Annotated in this window: 15 protein-coding genes; 10 read left to right on the top strand and 5 right to left on the bottom strand. The window is 65.4% G+C overall.

What is annotated here, in order from left to right:
* Window positions 1-3: 3 nt before the first annotated feature.
* Window positions 4-573: a tyrosine-type recombinase/integrase gene (locus AAHF99_RS22125; RefSeq protein WP_342166602.1), complete on the bottom strand. Its 570-nt coding sequence runs from the start codon at window positions 571-573 to the stop codon at window positions 4-6.
* 219 nt (window positions 574-792) lie between these two features.
* On the opposite strand from AAHF99_RS22125, the gene AAHF99_RS22130 reads away from it, so the two are divergent.
* A complete protein-coding gene (locus AAHF99_RS22130) occupies window positions 793-1158 on the top strand; it encodes a DUF2958 domain-containing protein (RefSeq protein ID WP_342166603.1) in 366 nt (121 codons plus the stop codon).
* Between the two features lie 47 nt (window positions 1159-1205).
* Here AAHF99_RS22130 and AAHF99_RS22135 read toward each other — a convergent pair whose 3' ends face one another.
* From AAHF99_RS22135 to AAHF99_RS22145, 3 genes are all read right to left on the bottom strand, one after another.
* On the bottom strand, window positions 1206-2300 hold the full coding sequence (locus tag AAHF99_RS22135; RefSeq protein ID WP_342166604.1) for a hypothetical protein: 1095 nt from the start codon (window positions 2298-2300) through the stop codon (window positions 1206-1208).
* Window positions 2301-2402: 102 nt separating this feature from the next.
* The gene (locus AAHF99_RS22140) at window positions 2403-3665 is read right to left on the bottom strand and encodes a hypothetical protein (protein ID WP_342166605.1); all 1263 of its coding nucleotides are present in this window, start codon (window positions 3663-3665) and stop codon (window positions 2403-2405) included.
* 66 nt (window positions 3666-3731) lie between these two features.
* Complete coding sequence (locus tag AAHF99_RS22145; RefSeq protein ID WP_342166606.1) at window positions 3732-5483, bottom strand: hypothetical protein; 1752 nt, start codon at window positions 5481-5483, stop codon at window positions 3732-3734.
* Window positions 5484-6705: 1222 nt separating this feature from the next.
* Between AAHF99_RS22145 and AAHF99_RS22150 the strand changes: the two genes are divergently transcribed.
* From AAHF99_RS22150 to AAHF99_RS22190, 9 genes are all read left to right on the top strand, one after another.
* On the top strand, window positions 6706-8055 hold the full coding sequence (locus AAHF99_RS22150) for a sodium:solute symporter family protein (protein ID WP_342166607.1): 1350 nt from the start codon (window positions 6706-6708) through the stop codon (window positions 8053-8055).
* Window positions 8056-8115: 60 nt separating this feature from the next.
* A complete protein-coding gene (locus AAHF99_RS22155) occupies window positions 8116-8973 on the top strand; it encodes a helix-turn-helix transcriptional regulator (protein WP_029357547.1) in 858 nt (285 codons plus the stop codon).
* Between the two features lie 128 nt (window positions 8974-9101).
* Complete coding sequence (locus AAHF99_RS22160) at window positions 9102-12077, top strand: xanthine dehydrogenase family protein molybdopterin-binding subunit (RefSeq protein ID WP_342166608.1); 2976 nt, start codon at window positions 9102-9104, stop codon at window positions 12075-12077.
* Entirely contained in the window at window positions 12074-12937 is an 864-nt protein-coding gene (locus tag AAHF99_RS22165) for an FAD binding domain-containing protein (RefSeq protein ID WP_342166609.1), read from the top strand. The genes AAHF99_RS22160 and AAHF99_RS22165 overlap by 4 nt, the downstream gene beginning before the upstream one ends.
* On the top strand, window positions 12925-13458 hold the full coding sequence (locus AAHF99_RS22170; RefSeq protein ID WP_029357551.1) for a (2Fe-2S)-binding protein: 534 nt from the start codon (window positions 12925-12927) through the stop codon (window positions 13456-13458). Before AAHF99_RS22165 ends, AAHF99_RS22170 begins: the two co-directional genes overlap by 13 nt.
* Window positions 13451-15010: an AMP-binding protein gene (locus tag AAHF99_RS22175; RefSeq protein ID WP_342166610.1), complete on the top strand. Its 1560-nt coding sequence runs from the start codon at window positions 13451-13453 to the stop codon at window positions 15008-15010. The genes AAHF99_RS22170 and AAHF99_RS22175 overlap by 8 nt, the downstream gene beginning before the upstream one ends.
* 35 nt (window positions 15011-15045) lie before the next feature.
* The gene (locus tag AAHF99_RS22180; RefSeq protein ID WP_029357553.1) at window positions 15046-15852 is read left to right on the top strand and encodes an enoyl-CoA hydratase/isomerase family protein; all 807 of its coding nucleotides are present in this window, start codon (window positions 15046-15048) and stop codon (window positions 15850-15852) included.
* A 175-nt stretch (window positions 15853-16027) separates the two neighbouring features.
* On the top strand, window positions 16028-17377 hold the full coding sequence (locus AAHF99_RS22185) for an MFS transporter (protein ID WP_091861417.1): 1350 nt from the start codon (window positions 16028-16030) through the stop codon (window positions 17375-17377).
* 31 nt (window positions 17378-17408) lie between these two features.
* Window positions 17409-17876 carry a TIGR02444 family protein gene (locus AAHF99_RS22190; protein WP_029357555.1) on the top strand — a complete coding sequence of 156 codons (468 nt, stop codon included), beginning with the start codon at window positions 17409-17411 and terminating at the stop codon, window positions 17874-17876.
* Between the two features lie 7 nt (window positions 17877-17883).
* On the opposite strand, the gene AAHF99_RS22195 is transcribed toward AAHF99_RS22190, so the two are convergent.
* The gene (locus AAHF99_RS22195; RefSeq protein WP_342166611.1) at window positions 17884-18456 is read right to left on the bottom strand and encodes a UbiX family flavin prenyltransferase; all 573 of its coding nucleotides are present in this window, start codon (window positions 18454-18456) and stop codon (window positions 17884-17886) included.
* Window positions 18457-18513: the final 57 nt, after the last annotated feature.

The following is an 18513-nucleotide window of genomic DNA, read 5'->3' on the forward strand; positions in this document are numbered from 1 at the left end:
ATATCATATCACCCCAACTGCAGCGCGCATCATCTCGTCATTCACGTCAATGTAGCGTTGCGTGGTCGAAAGGTGGCGATGCCCTGCTAGCATCATAATGGCTTTAGGTGAGATCCCAGCGTGGGCTAGGCGCGTGATGAACCAGCGCCGACCACTGTGACTGGAGCCACCGTCGAGACCGGCGTCATCGTACCAGCTACGCATCAGCTGACACAGCGTGTTCGCGCTGAAGGTCGTGCGCTTTTGAGTGATCAGCACGGGCTGCGTTAGATCGGGAGCGGCGGACAGGCTGGCACGGAACTGCTCGATCTCGCGACGCAGGCGCGCGTTCATGAAGACCACACGCGCGTGACCGCCTTTCGTCACAGCCGCGCTTAGTCGGAGCTGCTCACGTACGCTCCCTTCGCCGTCGAGAAGATCGCTCCATCGTAGTGACGCAATTTCGCCGACGCGTAGGCCCGCCAGGTAGCTGAGCATCAGCGCAGCTCGGTTTCGAGCGCCATGTCTACCTTGCCCTACCACGGCTACCAGCCGCTTGAACTCTGCTTCCGTGGGCACACGCGCCTGTTTCATCAGAACCTCACACTTTTCGCTGTTTGCAGCAAAGCATGATGTTTCCAGTCTGGTCTGAGGGCGAGCAGCGCTTCTAAGCCAGCACTTTCAGAGACTTAGAGTAAAAGCTCATAAAATGTAGCTTTTATGATGTTCTAGGTTTAGCTCCTGCCACCGGGGGTTCGCTCGCCCTTGCGCTCCTGCGGCTGCACGCTCCTCGTCTCACCCACGAGGATGCCTATGCTGCCCTTGATCGATGCCGCGACCCGTGAACTGCTCCTGGCCAACGGGCTCAAGCGCGAGTACGACCATCACCCAGTGCTCAAGCTTTTCAATCCCGCAGGGCCGGCAACCTGGCTCATCTGCGCTATGGAACCCGATGGCGACACCCTGTTTGGGCTATGCGACCTCGGCGTCGGCGAACCCGAACTCGGCTATGTCAGCCTGGATGAGCTCAAGGAGGTCAGCGCGGGTCTCGTCATTGGGTTGGAGCGCGATCTCTCCTTCCGAGCCCAGCATCCCATCTCCGTTTATGCGAGGGCGGCAAGGGCGGCGGGTAGAATCGTGGATCCGGGTAACACTCAAAATATGTACCCGCGGGGCTGAAGGGCCGCATGTTCTTCGCGCAGAGAAGCCGCCAATCATATAGAGGTTCACGGCTTAGGCCATGTCCATTTCTTCGGTCGGGCCTTCCAGCAGTGGTCGTAAAAATCCTTACGCTCGAGCGTTTTGCTCTCGGGGTCATTCGGGTGCTTCATGCGCAGCCCTTCATCCGCGTACATCTCCGCGATGCGCTTGTGGGCCTCAATCATCTTTCGGACGCGGTTTTTCGCGAAGTGGCTGTCGCTCTCGTTGATTAGCTCCTTGAGGTTGATGTTCCAACACTTCATTACCGTACAGCCCTGCTTGATGGCTTCCGTAGCGAACAGGGTGTCCTCGCCGTGGATCGTGTAGGAAGGATCGGGTAGCACCTCATGTCGCTTGGCTTTGCGGAAATTCCGCACGATGAACATGCTTCCTTTTAGGTCGGGATTGCGCTCGAAAACGTGATTTCTCGTATATAGCTGTGGTTCCTTTGCATATCTAGCGTTGAAGCCGCCCCCGGGCTTGCCCGGATTGTTTGGGAAGAAAATGTCCACCTCAGCGTAGGCGGCTAAACCATTCTTCGCCATTTCGGGGAATAAGCTCCAAGCGCTGTTGTGTTGCGCCTTGTCATAGAGCACCGCGTCATCGTCCATCATGACGCCCCAGTCGCAATCACTCGCGTAGAATGCCTTGAGGCACGCGATGCGGTTGTGAATGAGAAGCGCTCCTGGCGCTGCCTTGTAGGAGCCACCGAACTTCTTCACCTGTGTTAGTAAGCCATCGTAGTCGGCTTCAAAGGCGTCGATGTCTGTTTGACACCATCCGCTAAGCCGAAGGTGCAAGGGCACATCCGTGTTGTTCATCCAGGCAGTGAGTTGACGAGCAAATGCATCCCTGCGCTTGCGCCATTTAGCTTCGTCCTGCGGGCGGAAAGACGTGATGAATGCGCCGAACTGCTGGGCGACTTGCCCAGCCATCTGCTGGCGAAAGGAAGAAGCTGCCAGATCTTTGAACGTGCTGGGCGTGTCCGGCGTCCCAACGGTGGTGAAGGCCACCGTTTGAATAAGTTGATCATCAAGTGTGACGCGCGAATGATCTTCTCCGCCTGTAACGGTGGGCGATGACATCTCGTGGTTTTTGCGGACCTTTTTATCTTCACACACTGAATTACTCCTACTATGGTGTCATGATTTGGTGATTATTGACGGACAAGCGTGTAGCGACGTTTGCGCAGCGTCGCTGTTATGACTGGGGCGGCTTTCCGTTTAACGGAAATCGTCAAAACCGCTTTCCAGTGAGCCTTTGTTGTAGTGCTGAAGTAGCGCCTTACGATGATTGAAGTGTATGGCGTCGCCCGTCTGGAACAGGTGATGGATGGCCCTGACGCCCTCCTGGATGTGCCAGGGCACCAGCGATCCCTGCTTCTGGTCCATGTCACATAGTAGGTTCGCCTGTTCGATGGCGCTCAGTTCCATGTAGGTTTCATGGTGACTGAGGAGGTTCGAACCTACGGCGTCAAAGGCGGGCACGGCGGGGCTCACAGCAGGCATGAGGTCGCCGATCGTGCATAGTCGACCGAGTGGGCTATCAAAGGGAAACTGCGCCGCCCGATTCACCTTTCCGCCCTGCTGCGGGAAGGTAAACGAACGGAAGTCGAAGGCATTGTCTGCGCCGCTGTTGCCGGCCATCCCCAGCTTCAATCCTAGGGTGACCTGTCCATAAGCTTGCGTAATGCGGTAAGCCCGGCTGCTGTCAAAGGTGACCTCTAGGTCGTCGCGCTTGAGATAGGAGCGCAGCGCCCGCTTGAGGGCTGTTAGGAGTACGGCAACACCGGGTTCTGTGGTGCCCAGCACATGGATGTGGCGGATATGATCTAAAAAGCCATCGTCGATGAGGACTTTGATCGCCTTGCACCAAAACCAAAAGTCCAGCCGCGTGTGGCCGCCCAAGGCAATGCCCCACATGCGTCGGGTCTTCATCTCAGCTATCCAGTCTCGAGCCTCTCGATGATTGCGCCCCTGATAAACGGCTAATAGGTGGGTCCCCGCACAAGCGTCGGCGACAGCGTAGTCGGTGTTGTGCAGGGTGGCATCCAAACACTTACGGAAGGTCCAGGCGTCAGGTTGTGCATCGATGGCGCGAGTTGGAACGTCAACGGGCAGACCCACATCACAGTTGGTCTCGATCCATCTGAGAGAACGTTCACGAAAGGTATCAATAGATTCCTTGACGGAACCGCTGATGAGCGAGTAGCCGCCGCTATCGCCCAGGACGAACGAGGTGCGGCGGTCGCGATGGCTCACCATAGTTGGTTGAGTGTCGTTGACTCCCTCGGCGGCTGTGTAGAGAGCCCAGGGATAATAGAACAGCCCACCGGGATCGAGAAAGTCGAACTGCTCAGCCGTAAGACCAGCAGGTAGCGGCCTCTTGTGGGTGGATGCTGATTTTCGTGTAAACCGAGCAAAATTGCCGTTGATGGCGGGAAGAAAGCGCGCGTAGTCGTTCGCACGCTGATGAAGCGCGACCATTTCAGTGTCCAATCAGTGGAATGAGTGATGAATGGGGAGCCTAAAAGGGCTCCCCTCGCATGCTCGCTAGAGCTTGGATGGTTCGTTGTTGGGGGTCAGCGAAGCCCCCTCTGGCCATTTCTCAACGACAATTTTGCGAACGCCACTGTTCATCCGGACGCCGTTGATAGACAATGGAATGAACACTCGATAAGTGGAGCTAGTTGTGCCGAGATCGAAGCAAACCCCGTGATCGCCGACTCGACAGATCACTCCGCCCTTGATCTCGGGGCGCACCTTCGCGAAAGCTCTAAGGAATGCCACGTAGTCGTCTAGGCGGACAGACACGGAGCTGGCGCCCTGAACATCGTTGACCGCCATGCCAACGGGACGGGCGTCAGCCATGGCTCCACTGGATGTAAATCCTACAGCACCAATCGTAATGGTGACATCCGGCGGCGGTTTAGCCGTTCTGGTAGCAGTCTTCACGGCCCTGGTGGCGTTGTCCGCGTAAGGGGCGGCGTAGCCGTGGAACACTTCTGGCACAGCCTCACAACTTGCGAGGAAGGTCAAGCTGGGGTTCAGCTCCATCGGCAAAGGGCCGGTAAGACCCTGGAGCAGAACTCCAACTCGATCCTTGCCTACGGTTGCATCGCTGGCTGCGTGGGTAAACACCATCAACTTGCCGACGCCCGTCATTGTCTCAGAGGCCTCTACACCGACATCAAAGACATCTCGGCGCTCCATCGGTAGAATGTTCGCCTCAACGCGCTTGCGTCTCTGCGTATCGAGCCGGGTATGTCCAAGAACCGCGGAGCCCAGAATGATGTCGGGCACAAGTGTCCGAACCTCGACAATCACACTGCTCGCGCCCAACAGAAGGCTCCAAGTAATTTTTCCGTCTGGGTGAAATACCATCTGTGGCTCGTCATGCCGCCGTGGTGTACGAGGATTGTGCGGGTCCGTACCCGGTCGCGCGACATCTGAAGTGGGCTCTGCAATCACGCATCGCCCCATCTCCATCGCTTCCCCAAGCGCCTGAGTGCGAGGCAGTGGCTTCGCGAAATCCGCCACTGCCTTGGTGACCAGGTTCTCAGCTACCTCGCCCAATTCTTCTGTGGTGCCGTCGGGGTGTACCGCCTGAAGCACCACTTTGGGCGTTGCTCCGCCCATGCCGCCGAGTACGGAAAGGCCGCGCTTATACAGGATTTCCCTCACCACTTCGGCACTGAGCCCGATTGGTTGGGGCGACTGATCGTCGTCGGCTGCCTCCTTGCGTTCCAGAGCGTTTGTGCCACCCGCCTTCTCGATGACGTTCAGCAATTGCAGAACACTGTCTCGACTGAGCGGCATATCCTCAAGACGTAGACCCTGCTCTCGAAGTGCGAGCAGCAAGCCGTCGAACTGCGCGCAGAGCGAGTTCAATCGCTTGCTATTGCTTGTCTTATTGACGGGGTCGCCAACGTTTAGGCCAAATAAAGCGGAGGCAGCTGGAGCAAAAATATGGTTGCTGCCAGGCCTCTTAAACTTGCCCTCTCCGAACGCATCGGGGAACTGGTTGTCCGGCGCATGCTGAAAATACAGCATGGCCATGGCGAGCAAGGTCCAGTTGGCAAATCGTGACCTGTTGCGGGCGATCGCCACAACTGAACCCATCGCGGTGATGGAGGTCTGCCAGGTAGCGCGGTCGGCATCGGTGGGGTGCGCACCGCCTTCAGGAACCTTATCGTCGATCAGGTCCTGGTTGGCTGCAATCAACGCAGATAGAGACGTGGTGTCGGTGATGGTGGCGAGGGCAGGCGCGAGAACGGCAGCGTGCTGAGTGGAAACGGCGGTCATCGAAAACTCCAAACACAATCGATTGCCGCACTGCCAGGACTGGCAGCACGTCAAAACAGCCGCTTTCAGAGCGGAGGTTTTGGTGGTTGGATGGACCTTGCGGCTCCGGGTGCGCAGCAAGCTGCCACCGCCAACCAATCGATTGCGTAGGCAAGAGAATCGGCCCGCGCACTCAGGGGTATAAATATCACATTATACAGGTCCGTCAAGCACTAATTTTACTTATTATTGGACCGAAATCTGACTATCTGTGGTGGATTGGTTAATTCGCGCCTTTCCGCTCAACGGAAAATCACCCTCTATCTTATTACGGGTCTGATCTTGCTCTCGCCGTCTCGCGTGTCGAGCCTCACCTGCTTCCGCTCGGTGCCGCAACTGACCCTGGTGCTCGGCCGGAAAGCGGACCTTCCGAAAAGCGCCCATTTCTGCCACTCAGCCGAACCGGGCAGCAACCTGAAAGCAGACGTTCTATCGGCAGCTGAGCGATGGCCTGGTTGTCGATGTATCCGACAGTGCATCTCCGTAGGGAGGCTTCGCAGGTGCCTTCACGAATTAAGCTCCGAGGCACACAATCCCCCGGTGGACCTTTGACGACACCATCGTTGAGGTCAGCCTTGCCCTCGCGCCGTCACCAACGGCCTACGCCCCCTCGTGCCCCAAGCTAAGCTGACTTTGCTCAACTGCCGCGGAAGACCGCTATCGGGATGCGCCAACTCCGCCCGAGATGGCAGACACGGGTCGCGAGAAGTATGTTAGCTTTCTCGGCTAGCCTGCTACTTAATGGCTATCCCACGTAAGATCGATACAAATGCGCTCTGATGATATCTTGACCCATTTCATAGTCTAGTTTTGTAGACGGTCGAGTACACAACGATCTATAACGTCTATTAATTCGGCAAATCAGATTTATTTTAAATCCAAATCAATATAAAAATTTTTTTGGCCTGCCGCGCCCTCCTTAGGGTGCGCCTCATATATACCATCGCGCCGAATCAGATAATCTGATGGCGCCGATCAATTCAGAATATTTGTCCGCTTCCTCTCCGAAATCTAGTTTCCCCCGCAATGGCCGTTGCTTCTCGTTCCTGCGAGGAAAGCTGCGGCCCCGAATGATTTCGGAGGAAACATGCTGGGGTCCCTTGGCGCTCAGGCGCTACGGCGTCGCCGTTAGGCCGCACCCATGCAGCCAAACTGGATCGTTCTCTCCCTGACCCTGGCCTACATGGCGGCGATGGGGCTGATCAGTTTCTATGTGCGACGCCATGCGAGGAGCGCTGGAAGCTTTACCTCCGGCGGCACGCGCTATCCGGCGTTCCTGATCGGCTTTCTGTTGATGTCGGAATTCATCGGGACTGCCACGAGCGTCGGTACCACACAGACGGCCTACAGAGTCGGGGTGTCGGCAGCCTGGAACGTCCTCGCCCTCGCCGTCGGATTCGTTCTTTACGCCATCCTACTCGCGCCCCGTTTTAAGGAACTCGGCGAGAATACGATCTCCGGGGCGTTGAATAAGGCCTACGGTCGCCCGACCAAGCTCGCGACCTCGGTCATTATGATCTTCGCTCTTCAGATCGTCGCAGTCTCGACTTATGCTGGCGGCGGTATGATCCTGGCAGGTCTCCTCAATGTCGATCGGACCATTGCCATCGTCATCACGGGTATCGTCGCGACGCTCTATGTCAGTGTCGGGGGGATGCGCTCGGTCATCTATACAAACGTCCTCCATGCCGTCGTGAAATATCTTGGCATCCTCGCGGCCGTCGCCTTCGGATTGTCTCAGGTCGGCGGCCTCGCGAACCTGCGGGCCCGCGTGCCCGAAGCGATGTTCGCGGTCGATACGGTCGGCTGGTCGCAGATCTTCGCGTGGATGGTCGCCGGCATCGGCGCGGTCTTCTCGACGCAATACGTGATCCAGGCCATCAATACCGTGCAGGACGGGCGCACGGCGCGGCAGGCCAGCTTTTATTGTGCCTTCCTGCTCGTGCCGTTCGGCATCGGCGCCGCCCTGGTCGGTGTCTGCGCGGCGGCGCTGCTGCCGGGAATCCCCGCGATCCAGGCTTTGCCGGGCCTGATCGCCCGGATGGACGATCTACTGGCCGCCATCGTGGTGGCGGGATTGGCGGGGTCGCTGTTCGGCACGATCTCGGCCCTCAGCATCGGCGCCGCCACCCTGCTGTTCAAGGATTTCTATCATCCCCGCCGTCGGGGCGAGGATGGGACGTCGTCCCTGCGGTTCGTCCGCAGCATGACGGTGCTCGTGGGCCTGATCCCGATTCCCCTGGCGATCTTCGCGCCGGATATCCTGAAGGTGACCTTCCTCGCGAAATCCCTGCGGGCGACGCTGGCGGTCCTGGTCGTCTTTGCCTTCTACGCTCCGCGCTTCGGCACCCCGCGGGCCGCCGTCGTCAGCATTCTGGTTTCCCTCGTCCTGACGATCGGCTGGTTCCTCGCCGGCGATCCCGGGGGAATCGACAACGCCTATGTGGCCCTCGTCATTCCCCTAGCGGTGATGGGTACCGCCGAACTCCGGAAGAGGACTACGCTCCGGAACGAACCGGTTGCGGCGCCCTGACGGGACGGGCGTCCCGGCGGCGATCTAGCTGCCACCCGCGGACCATGCTAAATAGTGCAGATGTCCGAGGCTCTTGAGATCGCCCATGGCGCCTTCGGTCGCGTCGCGCTCCTCGACATGGACCGCAGCCTCGTCCGCCACGCGCACCCGCATTGCCACGTGCTCCTGAAGGTCGAGGGAGACGACACGCAGTTCCTCGTCGGCGATCAGGTTGTCGCGCTCACCGACGATCAGGCTGTCCTGATCAACGCCTGGGAGACCCACGCCTACCTGCACGATCCCCAGCGGGCCAAGGCGATGATCCTGGCTCTGTACATCGAGCCCGACTGGCTCGGCGCGTTCCGGCGGAATTGGGCTGCGAGCGGGGCGCCCGGTTTCTTCGGACAACCGTCGGGCGCCGTCACACCAACGATTCGCCGGCTCGCCCACGACCTCGCCGCCGAGATGGTCTACGCGCCGCTTTCCTCCCACATCCAGGACGAGTTGCTGTCGAACCTGATGGTCGCCGTGATCGAGCGGTTCACGGCCTGGCGCGAGGAGCCCCTCTCCCTCCGCGCCGCCGCCCGGCGCAACGCTGGCGACTGGCGCATCCGACGCACCATCGCGCGGGTGCGGGCGGAGCCCGGCGCCATGCTGGGCACCGAGGCGCTGGCACGCGAGGCGGGCCTCTCCCGCGCCCAGTTCTACCGCCTGTTCGAGCAATCCACCGGGGCCCCGCCGCATGTCTTCCTGAACGCGATCCGGATCGAGCAGGCCGTCGAGGCCATCGTGAGTAGCGAGGAGCCCATCACCGCGATCGGCATGCGCCTCGGCTTCGCCGCGCCCGCACATTTCTCGCGCTTCTTCCGGGACCACGTCAGCGTACCCCCGAGCATCTTCCGCGGTATCGTCCGGCGGGGCGGGCAGCCCGCTGCCTGACGGCGCCGTCATCAAAGAATGAGACGTTTCGGTAAGTCGCGAGACGCCTCGGCATCGCCGCACCCACACGGAGCCGCCATTCTCCCCGAGATACGGACCCCATCGAGAGGTCCGGCGGAGGAAACGGCTTGGGCATCGTGTCATCGAGCTATGTCGGACGGTCCGTGGAGCGCGTCGAGGACGCCGCCCTGCTCTCCGGGCTCGGCCGCTACATCGACGACCTCGGCACGCGGCCCGGCACGCTGCACGCGGCAATCCTGCGCTCGCCCCACGCCCATGCGGACATCCTTGGCATCGACGTCCAGGTGGCCAAGGCGCTGCCCGGCGTCACCGCCGTGGTCACGGGCCGGGACCTCGACGCCGTCACGACCGGCCTCGTCCCGGCCTTGCGGGCGGCCGTCGATGCCCGCGCCATCGCGGTGGACCGGGTGCGTTATGTCGGCGAGCCCGTCGCCATCGTCGTCGCCCGCGACCGCTACCTCGCGGAGGATGGCTGCGACCTGATCGAGGTGCAGTACCGGGTCCGCCCGGCGGTGGTCGACCCGCTGTCGGCCCTCGCCCCCGACAGCGAGATCCTGCACGAGGGCGTCGGCGCCAATTGCGTCAGCGACCGCCGCTTCCGCTACGGCGACCCCGAGGCGGCCTTCGCGGACAGCCCGCACAGCCTGTCCGTGACCGTGCGCTACCCGCGCAACACCGGCTCGCCGATGGAGACCTACGGCGTCGTCGCCTCCTACGATCCCACCGACGATTCCTACGACGTGCTGGCGAACTTCCAGGGGCCGTTCAGCATCCACGCGGTGGTGGCCCGGGCGCTGAAGGTGCCGGGCAACCGCCTGCGCCTGCGCACGCCCCCCGATTCCGGCGGCAGCTTCGGAGTGAAGCAGGGCGTCGCGCCCTACGCCGTGCTGATCGCCGCCACGGCGCGCCTCGTGGGCCAGCCGGTGAAGTGGATCGAGGACCGGCTGGAGCACCTCTCGGCCTCCGTCTCCGCCACGAACCGGGTCACGACCCTCCGGGCCGCCTTCGACGCGGATGGGCGCGTCACCGCGCTCGACTGGGATCAGGTCGAGGATTGCGGCGCCTACCTGCGGGCGCCCGAACCCGCCACGCTCTACCGGATGCACGGCAACCTCACCGGCGCCTACGCCATCCGCAACGTCGCCGTGCGCAACCGGGTGGTGCTGACCAACAAGACGCCGACCGGCCTCGTGCGCGGCTTCGGCGGGCCGCAGGTGTACTATCCGCTCGAACGGCTGATGCAGCGCATCGCGCTGACGCTGGGCCTCGATCCCTTCGCGGTGATCCGCCGGAATCTGATTCCGGCCGACGCCTTTCCCTATCGCACCGCGACCGGCGCCCTCTACGATTCCGGCGATTACCAGCGCGCCCTCGATGAAGCCGCCCGGGACGGCGGGCTCGATGAGCTGAAGCGGCGGCGGGACGCCGCCCGCGCCGAGGGCCGCCTCTATGGGATCGGCCTCACGGCGGCGGTCGAGCCCAGCGTCTCCAACATGGGCTACATCACCACCGTGCTGACGGCGGAGGAACGCGCCAAGGCCGGGCCCAAGAACGGCGCGCAATCGACCGCCACCATCACCCTCGATCCCGTCGGCTCGGTGACGGTGCAGGTCGCCTCGGTGCCGCAGGGCCAGGGGCACCGGACGGTGCTCGCCCAGGTGGTGGCCGACGTGCTCGGCCTCCCGATGGAGCAGGTCCGGGTCACGGCCGACCTCGACACCGCCAAGGATGCGTGGTCCATCGCCTCGGGGAACTACGCGAGCCGCTTCGCCGCCGCCGTGGCGGGGGTCGCGCACCTCGCCGCCACCCGCCTGCGCGACAGGCTCGCGCGGATCGCGGCGGCGCAGCTGAACCTGCGTCCCGAGGATTTGCTCTTCGCGGGCGGTCGCATCGCCTCGCGATTGAACCCGGATGCGGGCCTGCCCTTCGCGCGGGTGGCCGCCACGAGCCACTGGTCGCCGGGCCTCGTGCCCGAGGATCTCGGCGCGGTGATCCGCGAGACGGTGTTCTGGACACCCCCGGAACTGACGGCGCCGGACGCCGAGGACCACATCAACTCCTCCCTCTGCCACGGCTTCATCTTCGACATCTGCGGCCTGGAGATCGACCGGGTCACCGGCAAGATCATCATCGATCGCTACGTCTCGATGCACGATTGCGGGCGCATCCTGCACCCGGGCATGGTCGAGGGGCAGGTGCGCGGCGGCTTCGCGCAGGCGCTCGGCGCGGCGGTCTTCGAGGAACTCTCCTACGGCGACGATGGCGCCTTCCTGTCCGGAACCTTCGCCGATTACCTGCTGCCCACCGCGACCGAGGTGCCGGATCTACGCATCCTGCACGTCGAGAGTCCGTCGCCCTTCACGCCGCTCGGCGCCAAGGGAGTCGGCGAGGGCAACTGCATGTCGACTCCGGTCTGCCTCGCCAACGCGGTGGCCGACGCCCTCGGGCTTGAGGCCATCGACCTGCCCCTGACCCCCGCCAAGCTCGCTGCCCTCGCGGCGGGCGGGGAGGAACGAGCGCCCCCCGCCGGCCACTCTGCCCCGAAGCCCGCCACGAAGATGGGCGACCGCACCTTGCGTGGGGAGGGCTCGGCCACCGTCACGGCTCCGCCGGAGACGGTCTGGGCGATGCTCCTCGACCCGGACGTGCTCGCCTCCGTCATCCCCGGTTCGCACGGGGTGCGGAAGCTCTCCGGCACACGGTTCCAGGCCGACGTCACCCTCGGCGTCGGCCCGGTGAAGGGCCGCTACAAGGCCGAGGTCACCCTCAGCGATCTCGATGAGCCCCGGGCGGTGACGCTCACCGGCACGGTGACGGGTGGCCTCGGCAGCGGCGGTGGAACCGGCCGCCTGACCCTGGAGCCCGACGGCGCCGGGGGGACGCGGATCGCCTACGTCTACGAGGCGGCGGTGGGCGGCAAGGTCGCGGCGGTGGGCGGGCGCCTCCTCGACGGGGCCGCGCGGGTGATCATCGGCGGATTCTTCACCGCCCTGGCTCGGCGAGCCGGCGGGTCCGGCGAGCGCAGGCTCCGCCTCCCGGCCGCCCTGCGACGGCTCCTCGCACGCCTGGGAGTGTCCGCATGAAGCCCGCGCCCTTCGCCTATCTGCGCGCGACGTCTCTGGACGACGCCTTGGAAGCCCTGCGCCAGCACGGCCCCGAGGCTCGGATCATCGCGGGCGGCCAGTCCCTGATGCCGATGCTCAACATGCGGCTGACGAAGCCCGCCGTGCTCGTCGACGTGATGCGCATTCCCGCTCTCAAAGAGCCCCGTCTCGACAAGGGGGCTCTCGTCATCCCGGCGGGCGTGCGGCAGGCGATCCTGCTCGACCGGCCGGGGCTCGCCCGGGACCTGCCGCTGCTGGCCGCCGCCCTGCCGTGGGTCGGGCACATCCAGACCCGGGCACGGGGGACGCTGTGCGGCTCCGTCGCCCATGCCGACCCGAGCGCGGAAATCCCCCTCTGCCTCGTGGCGCTGCAGGGCGAGATTCACCTGCGCAGCCGCCGGAAAGTCCGGCGCGTGGCGGCCGAGGACTTCTTCACCGGCATGATGGTCACCGACCGGGCCGACGATGAGATGATCGAGGCCATCGCCTATCCCCTCCGCCGGGAGGGCGCCGGCACCGCCTTCGCCGAGGTGGGGCGTCGGCACGGCGACTACGCCATCGTCGCCTGCGCGGCGGTCGTGGACGGCACCCGGATGCGGCTCGCCGTCGGCGGCGTCGCCGACCGGCCCACCGCCCGTGACTTCCCCCATCTCGCCGGCTCGGCGCTGGACGATGCCCTCAACGCCTTCGCCTGGGACCTCGGCGCGGGGGACGATCTCCACGGCACCGCCCGCTACCGCCGCGACCTCGTGCGGAGTCTCGGCCGCCGGGTGCTGGAGGAAGCGGCCAGGGCCGCAAGAGGCGACACCCATCAGGAGGCCTTGCCATGCCACAGCTAGACGCGAAGGGCCGTCACACGGTGGCCTTCACCCTCAACGGGCGCGAGACCACGGTCGAGGTCGAGACCCGCACCCTGCTGACCGACGCCCTGCGCCACGGGCTCGGGGCCACGGGCACGCATGTCGGATGCGAGCACGGCGTCTGCGGCGCCTGCACGGTGTCCATCGACGGGGTGCCCGCCCGGGCCTGCCTGACGCTGGCCGTGGGGGTCGAGGGTTGCGCCGTGCGGACCGTCGAGGGTCTGGCTCCCGAGCCCGGCCGGCTCGGAGTGCTGCAGGCGGCCTTCCGGCGGCGGCACGCCCTGCAATGCGGCTTCTGCACCGCCGGCATCCTGATGTCGCTCGATGCCTATCTCGTGCTGCGGCCGAACCCGTCGCGCCGGGAGATCACGGAAGTGATCGGCGGCCATCTCTGCCGCTGCACCGGCTACGCGCCGATCATCGAGGCCGCCCTGGAGGCGGCTGCGGAACTCAGGGGCGACATCCCGGCCCCGTCATCCCCGGAGGCCGCCCATGCTTGATCTCGGCACCAGCTTCCTTGCGAGCGTCTCCCGCGATCCCCGCGCCCTGGCCCTCGTCGACGGGGAGACCCGGCTGACCTACACGGAGTGGTTCGCGGTGATCTCCGCGACCGTCGCGGGGCTCGACCGGCTCGGGCTGAAGCCCGGCGACCACCTCGTCACGGTCCTTCAGAACCGGCACGAGGCGGCGACCCTGCACTGGGCCTGCCAGTTCGCGGGTATCGTGATCACGCCGATCAACTGGCGGGCCAAGGCCGAGGAGATCGATTTCGCGATCGAGAACGCGCAAGCCCGCGCCATCGCCTACGAACCGGTCTCGACCGGGAGCCTGCGGGATAGCGCGGCGTCGCAGCGGATCCCGCGCATCGCCGTCGGCACGCCACCCGGCTCCGGCGAGACCGCCTTCGCCGACCTCACCGCCACCGAAGGCCCCCCGGCGACGCCCCGGGTCGACGCGGAAGCGATCTCGCTGATGCTCTACACCTCCGGCACCACCGCCAAGCCCAAGGGGGTGCCACGGCGACACCGGGCGGAGCGGGCGGCGGCGCTCGCCCACGTGGCGCAGAACCTCTACGGGCGTGGCGAGCGGACGCTCGGCGTCATGCCGCTCTACCACACGATGGGCGTGCGCTCGCTCCTTGCCATGTCGCTGATCGGCGGGACCTTCGTCTGCCTGCCGCGCTTCGACGTGGCCGGGGCGCTGCGGCTGATCGCGGCCGAGCGGATCACCAACCTCTACCTCGTGCCGACCCTCTATCACGACCTCGTGCACCACCGGGATTTCCCGGCGACCGACACGACCTCCGTGCGCAAGCTCGGCTTCGCCGGGGCGCCGATGACGGACGGCCTGCTCGCCCGCCTGACCGAGGCGTTCCGGCCGGACCTGTTCGTCAACCATTACGGCTCGTCGGAGGTCTACACCTTCACGATCAACCACGAGGCGGCGGTGAAACCCGGCTCGGCCGGGCGGGCGGGCCTCAACACCATGGTGCGCGTCGTGCCCATGGGGGGCGACCCGGACCGGACCGCCGCGCCGGGCGAGGAGGGCGAGATCGCCGTCATCGCCAAGGGCGACGAAGCCTTCGAGGGCTACTGGCATCGCCCCGAGGCCGACGCCAAGGCCTTTCGCGACGGCTGGTACTTCACCGGCGACACCGGCTTCGCCGACGCCGATGGCGACCTCTACGTCACCGGCCGGGTCGACGACATGATCATCACCGGGGGCGAGAACGTCTCGCCCGTCGAGATCGAGAGTCGCCTGTCCCTGCATCCGGCCGTGTCCGAGGTCGCCGTCGTGGGCCTGCCCGACGAGCGCTGGGGCCGGATCGTGGCGGCCTTCATCAAGCGGAGCGGCAGCACCGACGAAGCGGCGCTCGACGCCCATTGCCGTGCGGGCGGCCTGCCGAGTCACAAGCTGCCGCGCCGCTACGTCTTCGTGGACGAGATCCCGAAATCGCCGGTCGGCAAGCTGCTGCGCCGTCAGCTCGTGGCCGGCGAGTACGTGCCCGAGGGCGAGGCCGAGCCCCGCGCCGAAGGCCACGAGGCCGCCTGACACCCCCCAACGAATTTCAGCGAGAGCCCTGCCCCATGACGAGTGACACCCCCACCATCGACCCGCGCCTGACGAACCTCGACGGCTTCCGCGTCGAGATCGACGCCGAGCGCGAGCGTGCCGACGTGATCCTGGCGCGGCCGCCGATGAATGTCATCGCGATGCCCCAGCGCGACGAGATCCGGAAGGTGTTCGAGGCGCTGGACGAGGATCCCCGCGTGCGGGTCATCGTCCTGCGGGCGGAGGGCGAGCACTTCTCGTCGGGGGGCTACATCAAGGGCTTCCTCGACGCCTCGCCCGAACACGTCTCGAAGCTCGCCTGGAACATGGCGGCGCCGGCCCGCTGCTCGAAGCCCGTCATCGCCGCCAACCGTGGCTACACGTTCGGGGTCGGCTTCGAGATCTCGCTGGCCTGCGACTTCCGCATCGTCTCCGAGACCTGCCGCTACGCGCTTCCCGAACAGAAGCTCGGCCAGATCCCCGGTTCCGGCGGCTCGGCCCGGCTCCAGAAGATCGTCGGTATCACGCGGACGAAGGACATCGTGATGCGCTCGAAGCGCATCCCCGGCCGGCAGGCCCTCGACTGGGGCATCGCCACCGAATGCGTGCCCGACGCGGACCTGGAAAAGGCCACCGACGCCCTCGTGGAGGAGCTGCGCGCCTTCTCGCCCATCGCCCAGCGCACCGCCAAGAAGCTCCTCAACGACACCGAGGACGCGAGCCTGTCCATCGCCATCGAGCTCGAGGGACACTGCTACAGCCGCCTGCGGCAGGCCGACGACTTCCGTGAGGGCGTCGAGGCGTTTCACGCCAAGCGCGCCCCGCGTTTCACCGGCTCCTAAACCCACCACGCCGGGGGGGGCTGCAGGGCAGCTCCCCCCACCCCCGTGACCCCCACGGCACCGCTTCGATCCCGCCCCGGCGGGACACGATGGCGCGCGCCCTGATGGCCCCCGTCCCGACCCAGAGCCCGAACCGGCCCACCGCGGCAACGACCGCATCCCCCGGAGGAACCCCATGCAGACCGCCGCAACCTTCGCATCCGATCCCCCCGCTCACGCCAAGCCCACGGGCCGGCAAACGGCGACGGCCGCCATGGCCTCGCTGTTCGGCTGGGGGCTCGATCTCTTCGACCTGTTCATCCTGCTCTACGTGGCGCCCGTCGTCGGCGCCCTGTTCTTTCCGGCCGACAAGCCGATGCTGTCGCTGGCGGGAGCCTATGCCTCCTTCGCGGTCACGCTGCTGATCCGGCCCCTCGGCTCGGCCCTGTTCGGCTCCTATGCGGACCGGTTCGGCCGGCGCCGCGCGCTCATGGTGGCGGTGACCGGGGTCGGCCTGTCGACGGCGGTCTTCGGCCTCCTGCCGACGGTCGGCCAGATCGGATGGCTCGCCACCGCGATCTTCCTGATCTTCCGCCTCGTCCAGGGCATCTTCGTCGGCGGCGTGGTCGCGGCGTCTCACACGATCGGGACGGAATCCGTCCCGGAGCGGTGGCGGGGGCTGATGTCCGGGGCGGTCGGCGGTGGCGGCTCGGCCATCGGCGGCCTGCTTGCCTCCCTGGTCTTCTACGTCGTCTCGCTCATGGCGCCGGGAGAAGCCTTCACCGACTGGGGCTGGCGACTGATGTTCTTCTCGGGTCTCCTGACCTCGGTGATCGGCCTAATCCTCTTCCGCAATCTCGAGGAATCCCCGATCTTCAAGAATCTCCAGGCCCGGAAGGCGGCGCTCCGGGCAGGCGCTCCGGCGGAGGCCTCGCCGATCCGCTCCCTGTTCTCACCGTCCAACCGGGGAAGCTTCGCGGTCGCGACTCTCATCTCTTTCGGCGGCGGCGCGGCCTACTACCTCACGTCCGGCTACCTGCCGACCCTCCTCAAGCTCGTGAACGGCGTGCCGAACGCCACCGCCTCGATGATCCTGATCGGCGCCAACGTCGCGGCGGCGATCGGCGCCTGCGGCATGGGCGAACTAAGCCAGCATATCGGGCGCAGACGGTCGTTCCTCGTCATGGGCGTCGTCCGCCTGCTCGCCTTTCCCGCCCTGTTCCTGACCATGGCGAACACGACGAGCCTCGTTGGGGTCGCGGCCTGCGCCTTCCTGCTGGCGCTCATCGCCAACGCCAGCTACGGGCCGCTGTTGATCTTCCTCAACGAAAAGTTCCCGACGGCGGTGCGGGCCACGGGGACGGGCCTGACCTGGAACATCGGCTTCGCGCTGGGTGGAATGCTGCCGACGCTCGTCTCCCTCGTCGCCGACGGGCCGACGCAGATCCCGATGGTGCTGGCCGTCGTCATGACCGGCGTCACCCTGGTCTATCTCGTCGGTGCCTTCCTGACCGACGAGACGCAGGGCAATCTCGACCGGGCCTGACGATACGGTTCTGCGCGGGCGGAGGCCTCCCATGACGAGTGATCCCCTCTGGACCTTCGCCTGCGCGTTCTACGGCCGGCCCGGCGTCGCCGCGGCCTGCCTCGCGCTCCAGGACGAGGGCGGCGCCGATGTGCCCCTGCTCCTGTACCTGATCTGGTGCGGGAGGACCGGACGAAGGCTGGACGCCTCGGCGCTCGCCGGAGCGGAAGCCCGGATCGGCCCCTGGCGTGGGCAGGTGATCAGTCCCTTACGGGCGATCCGCCGGGCGATGCGGTCGGACATCCTTTCGGGCCAGACGACGGAGGCGCTCCGGGAGCGGATCAAGCTCGCGGAGATTGAGGCGGAGCGCCTCGCCCTCGCGGCTCTCTTCGAGGCCGCGCCGGTCCCGGATATGCCGGCGAGTTCGGGCGGCGAGGCCCTGGCCCTCTATGCCGCGCATCTCGGCCGGACCTGGCCGGAGGCACCGCTGCGGGTTCTCGCGACGGCGCTGGAGGGCTGAGCGCCGGTCAGCCTTCTCCGCTCCGCCAACGCCGGACGCCGGGTGCGTCGATGTCGAACAGGTCGAGAACCCGCCCGATCGTATGGTCCACCATGTCGGCGAGGCTCTCCGGACGCGCGTAGAAGGCCGGAACCGGCGGGGCGATGATCGCCCCCATTTCCGAGAGCGCCGTCATGGTGCGGAGGTGGCCGGTGTGGAGGGGAGTCTCCCGCACCATCAGGACGAGGCGGCGGCGCTCCTTCAGGGTCACGTCGGCGGCCCGCGTCAGCAGGCCGGATGTGACGCCGGTCGCGATCTCGGCCTGACTCCGCATGGAGCAGGGCGCCACGACCATGCCGCGGGTCCGGAAGGATCCGGAGGCGATCGAGGCGCCGATATCCCCCTGGGCGTAGCTCTTGGCGGCCAGGGCGCGGACGTCGGCGACCTTGAGGTCGGTCTCATGGGCCAGCGTCACCTCGGCCGAGCGCGACATCACGAGATGGGCCGGGATCGCGAGGTCGCGCAGGATTTCCAGGAGACGGATCCCATAGATCACCCCCGAAGCACCCGAGATGCCGACCACGAGGGGCAGCGGTGTCATCGTTCCTCCCGGCCGCAACGGGCGCGGCGACGTTGCCGGTGACAGTATCGGGGTGTG

It is taken from the genome of Methylobacterium litchii (assembly GCF_038442315.1).
Lineage (GTDB): Bacteria > Pseudomonadota > Alphaproteobacteria > Rhizobiales > Beijerinckiaceae > Methylobacterium > Methylobacterium litchii.

Bases quoted from the DNA above. Each gene is read 5' to 3' on its own strand.
- AAHF99_RS22125 (WP_342166602.1), bottom strand. From the start codon at position 573: ATGAAACAGGCGCGTGTGCCCACGGAAGCAGAGTTCAAGCGGCTGGTA.
- AAHF99_RS22130 (WP_342166603.1), top strand. From the start codon at position 793: ATGCTGCCCTTGATCGATGCCGCGACCCGTGAACTGCTCCTGGCCAAC.
- AAHF99_RS22140 (WP_342166605.1), bottom strand. From the start codon at position 3,665: ATGGTCGCGCTTCATCAGCGTGCGAACGACTACGCGCGCTTTCTTCCC.
- AAHF99_RS22145 (WP_342166606.1), bottom strand. From the start codon at position 5,483: ATGACCGCCGTTTCCACTCAGCACGCTGCCGTTCTCGCGCCTGCCCTC.
- AAHF99_RS22150 (WP_342166607.1), top strand. From the start codon at position 6,706: ATGGCGGCGATGGGGCTGATCAGTTTCTATGTGCGACGCCATGCGAGG.
- AAHF99_RS22155 (WP_029357547.1), top strand. From the start codon at position 8,116: ATGTCCGAGGCTCTTGAGATCGCCCATGGCGCCTTCGGTCGCGTCGCG.
- AAHF99_RS22165 (WP_342166609.1), top strand. From the start codon at position 12,074: ATGAAGCCCGCGCCCTTCGCCTATCTGCGCGCGACGTCTCTGGACGAC.
- AAHF99_RS22170 (WP_029357551.1), top strand. From the start codon at position 12,925: ATGCCACAGCTAGACGCGAAGGGCCGTCACACGGTGGCCTTCACCCTC.
- AAHF99_RS22175 (WP_342166610.1), top strand. From the start codon at position 13,451: ATGCTTGATCTCGGCACCAGCTTCCTTGCGAGCGTCTCCCGCGATCCC.
- AAHF99_RS22180 (WP_029357553.1), top strand. From the start codon at position 15,046: ATGACGAGTGACACCCCCACCATCGACCCGCGCCTGACGAACCTCGAC.
- AAHF99_RS22185 (WP_091861417.1), top strand. From the start codon at position 16,028: ATGCAGACCGCCGCAACCTTCGCATCCGATCCCCCCGCTCACGCCAAG.
- AAHF99_RS22190 (WP_029357555.1), top strand. From the start codon at position 17,409: ATGACGAGTGATCCCCTCTGGACCTTCGCCTGCGCGTTCTACGGCCGG.
- AAHF99_RS22195 (WP_342166611.1), bottom strand. From the start codon at position 18,456: ATGACACCGCTGCCCCTCGTGGTCGGCATCTCGGGTGCTTCGGGGGTG.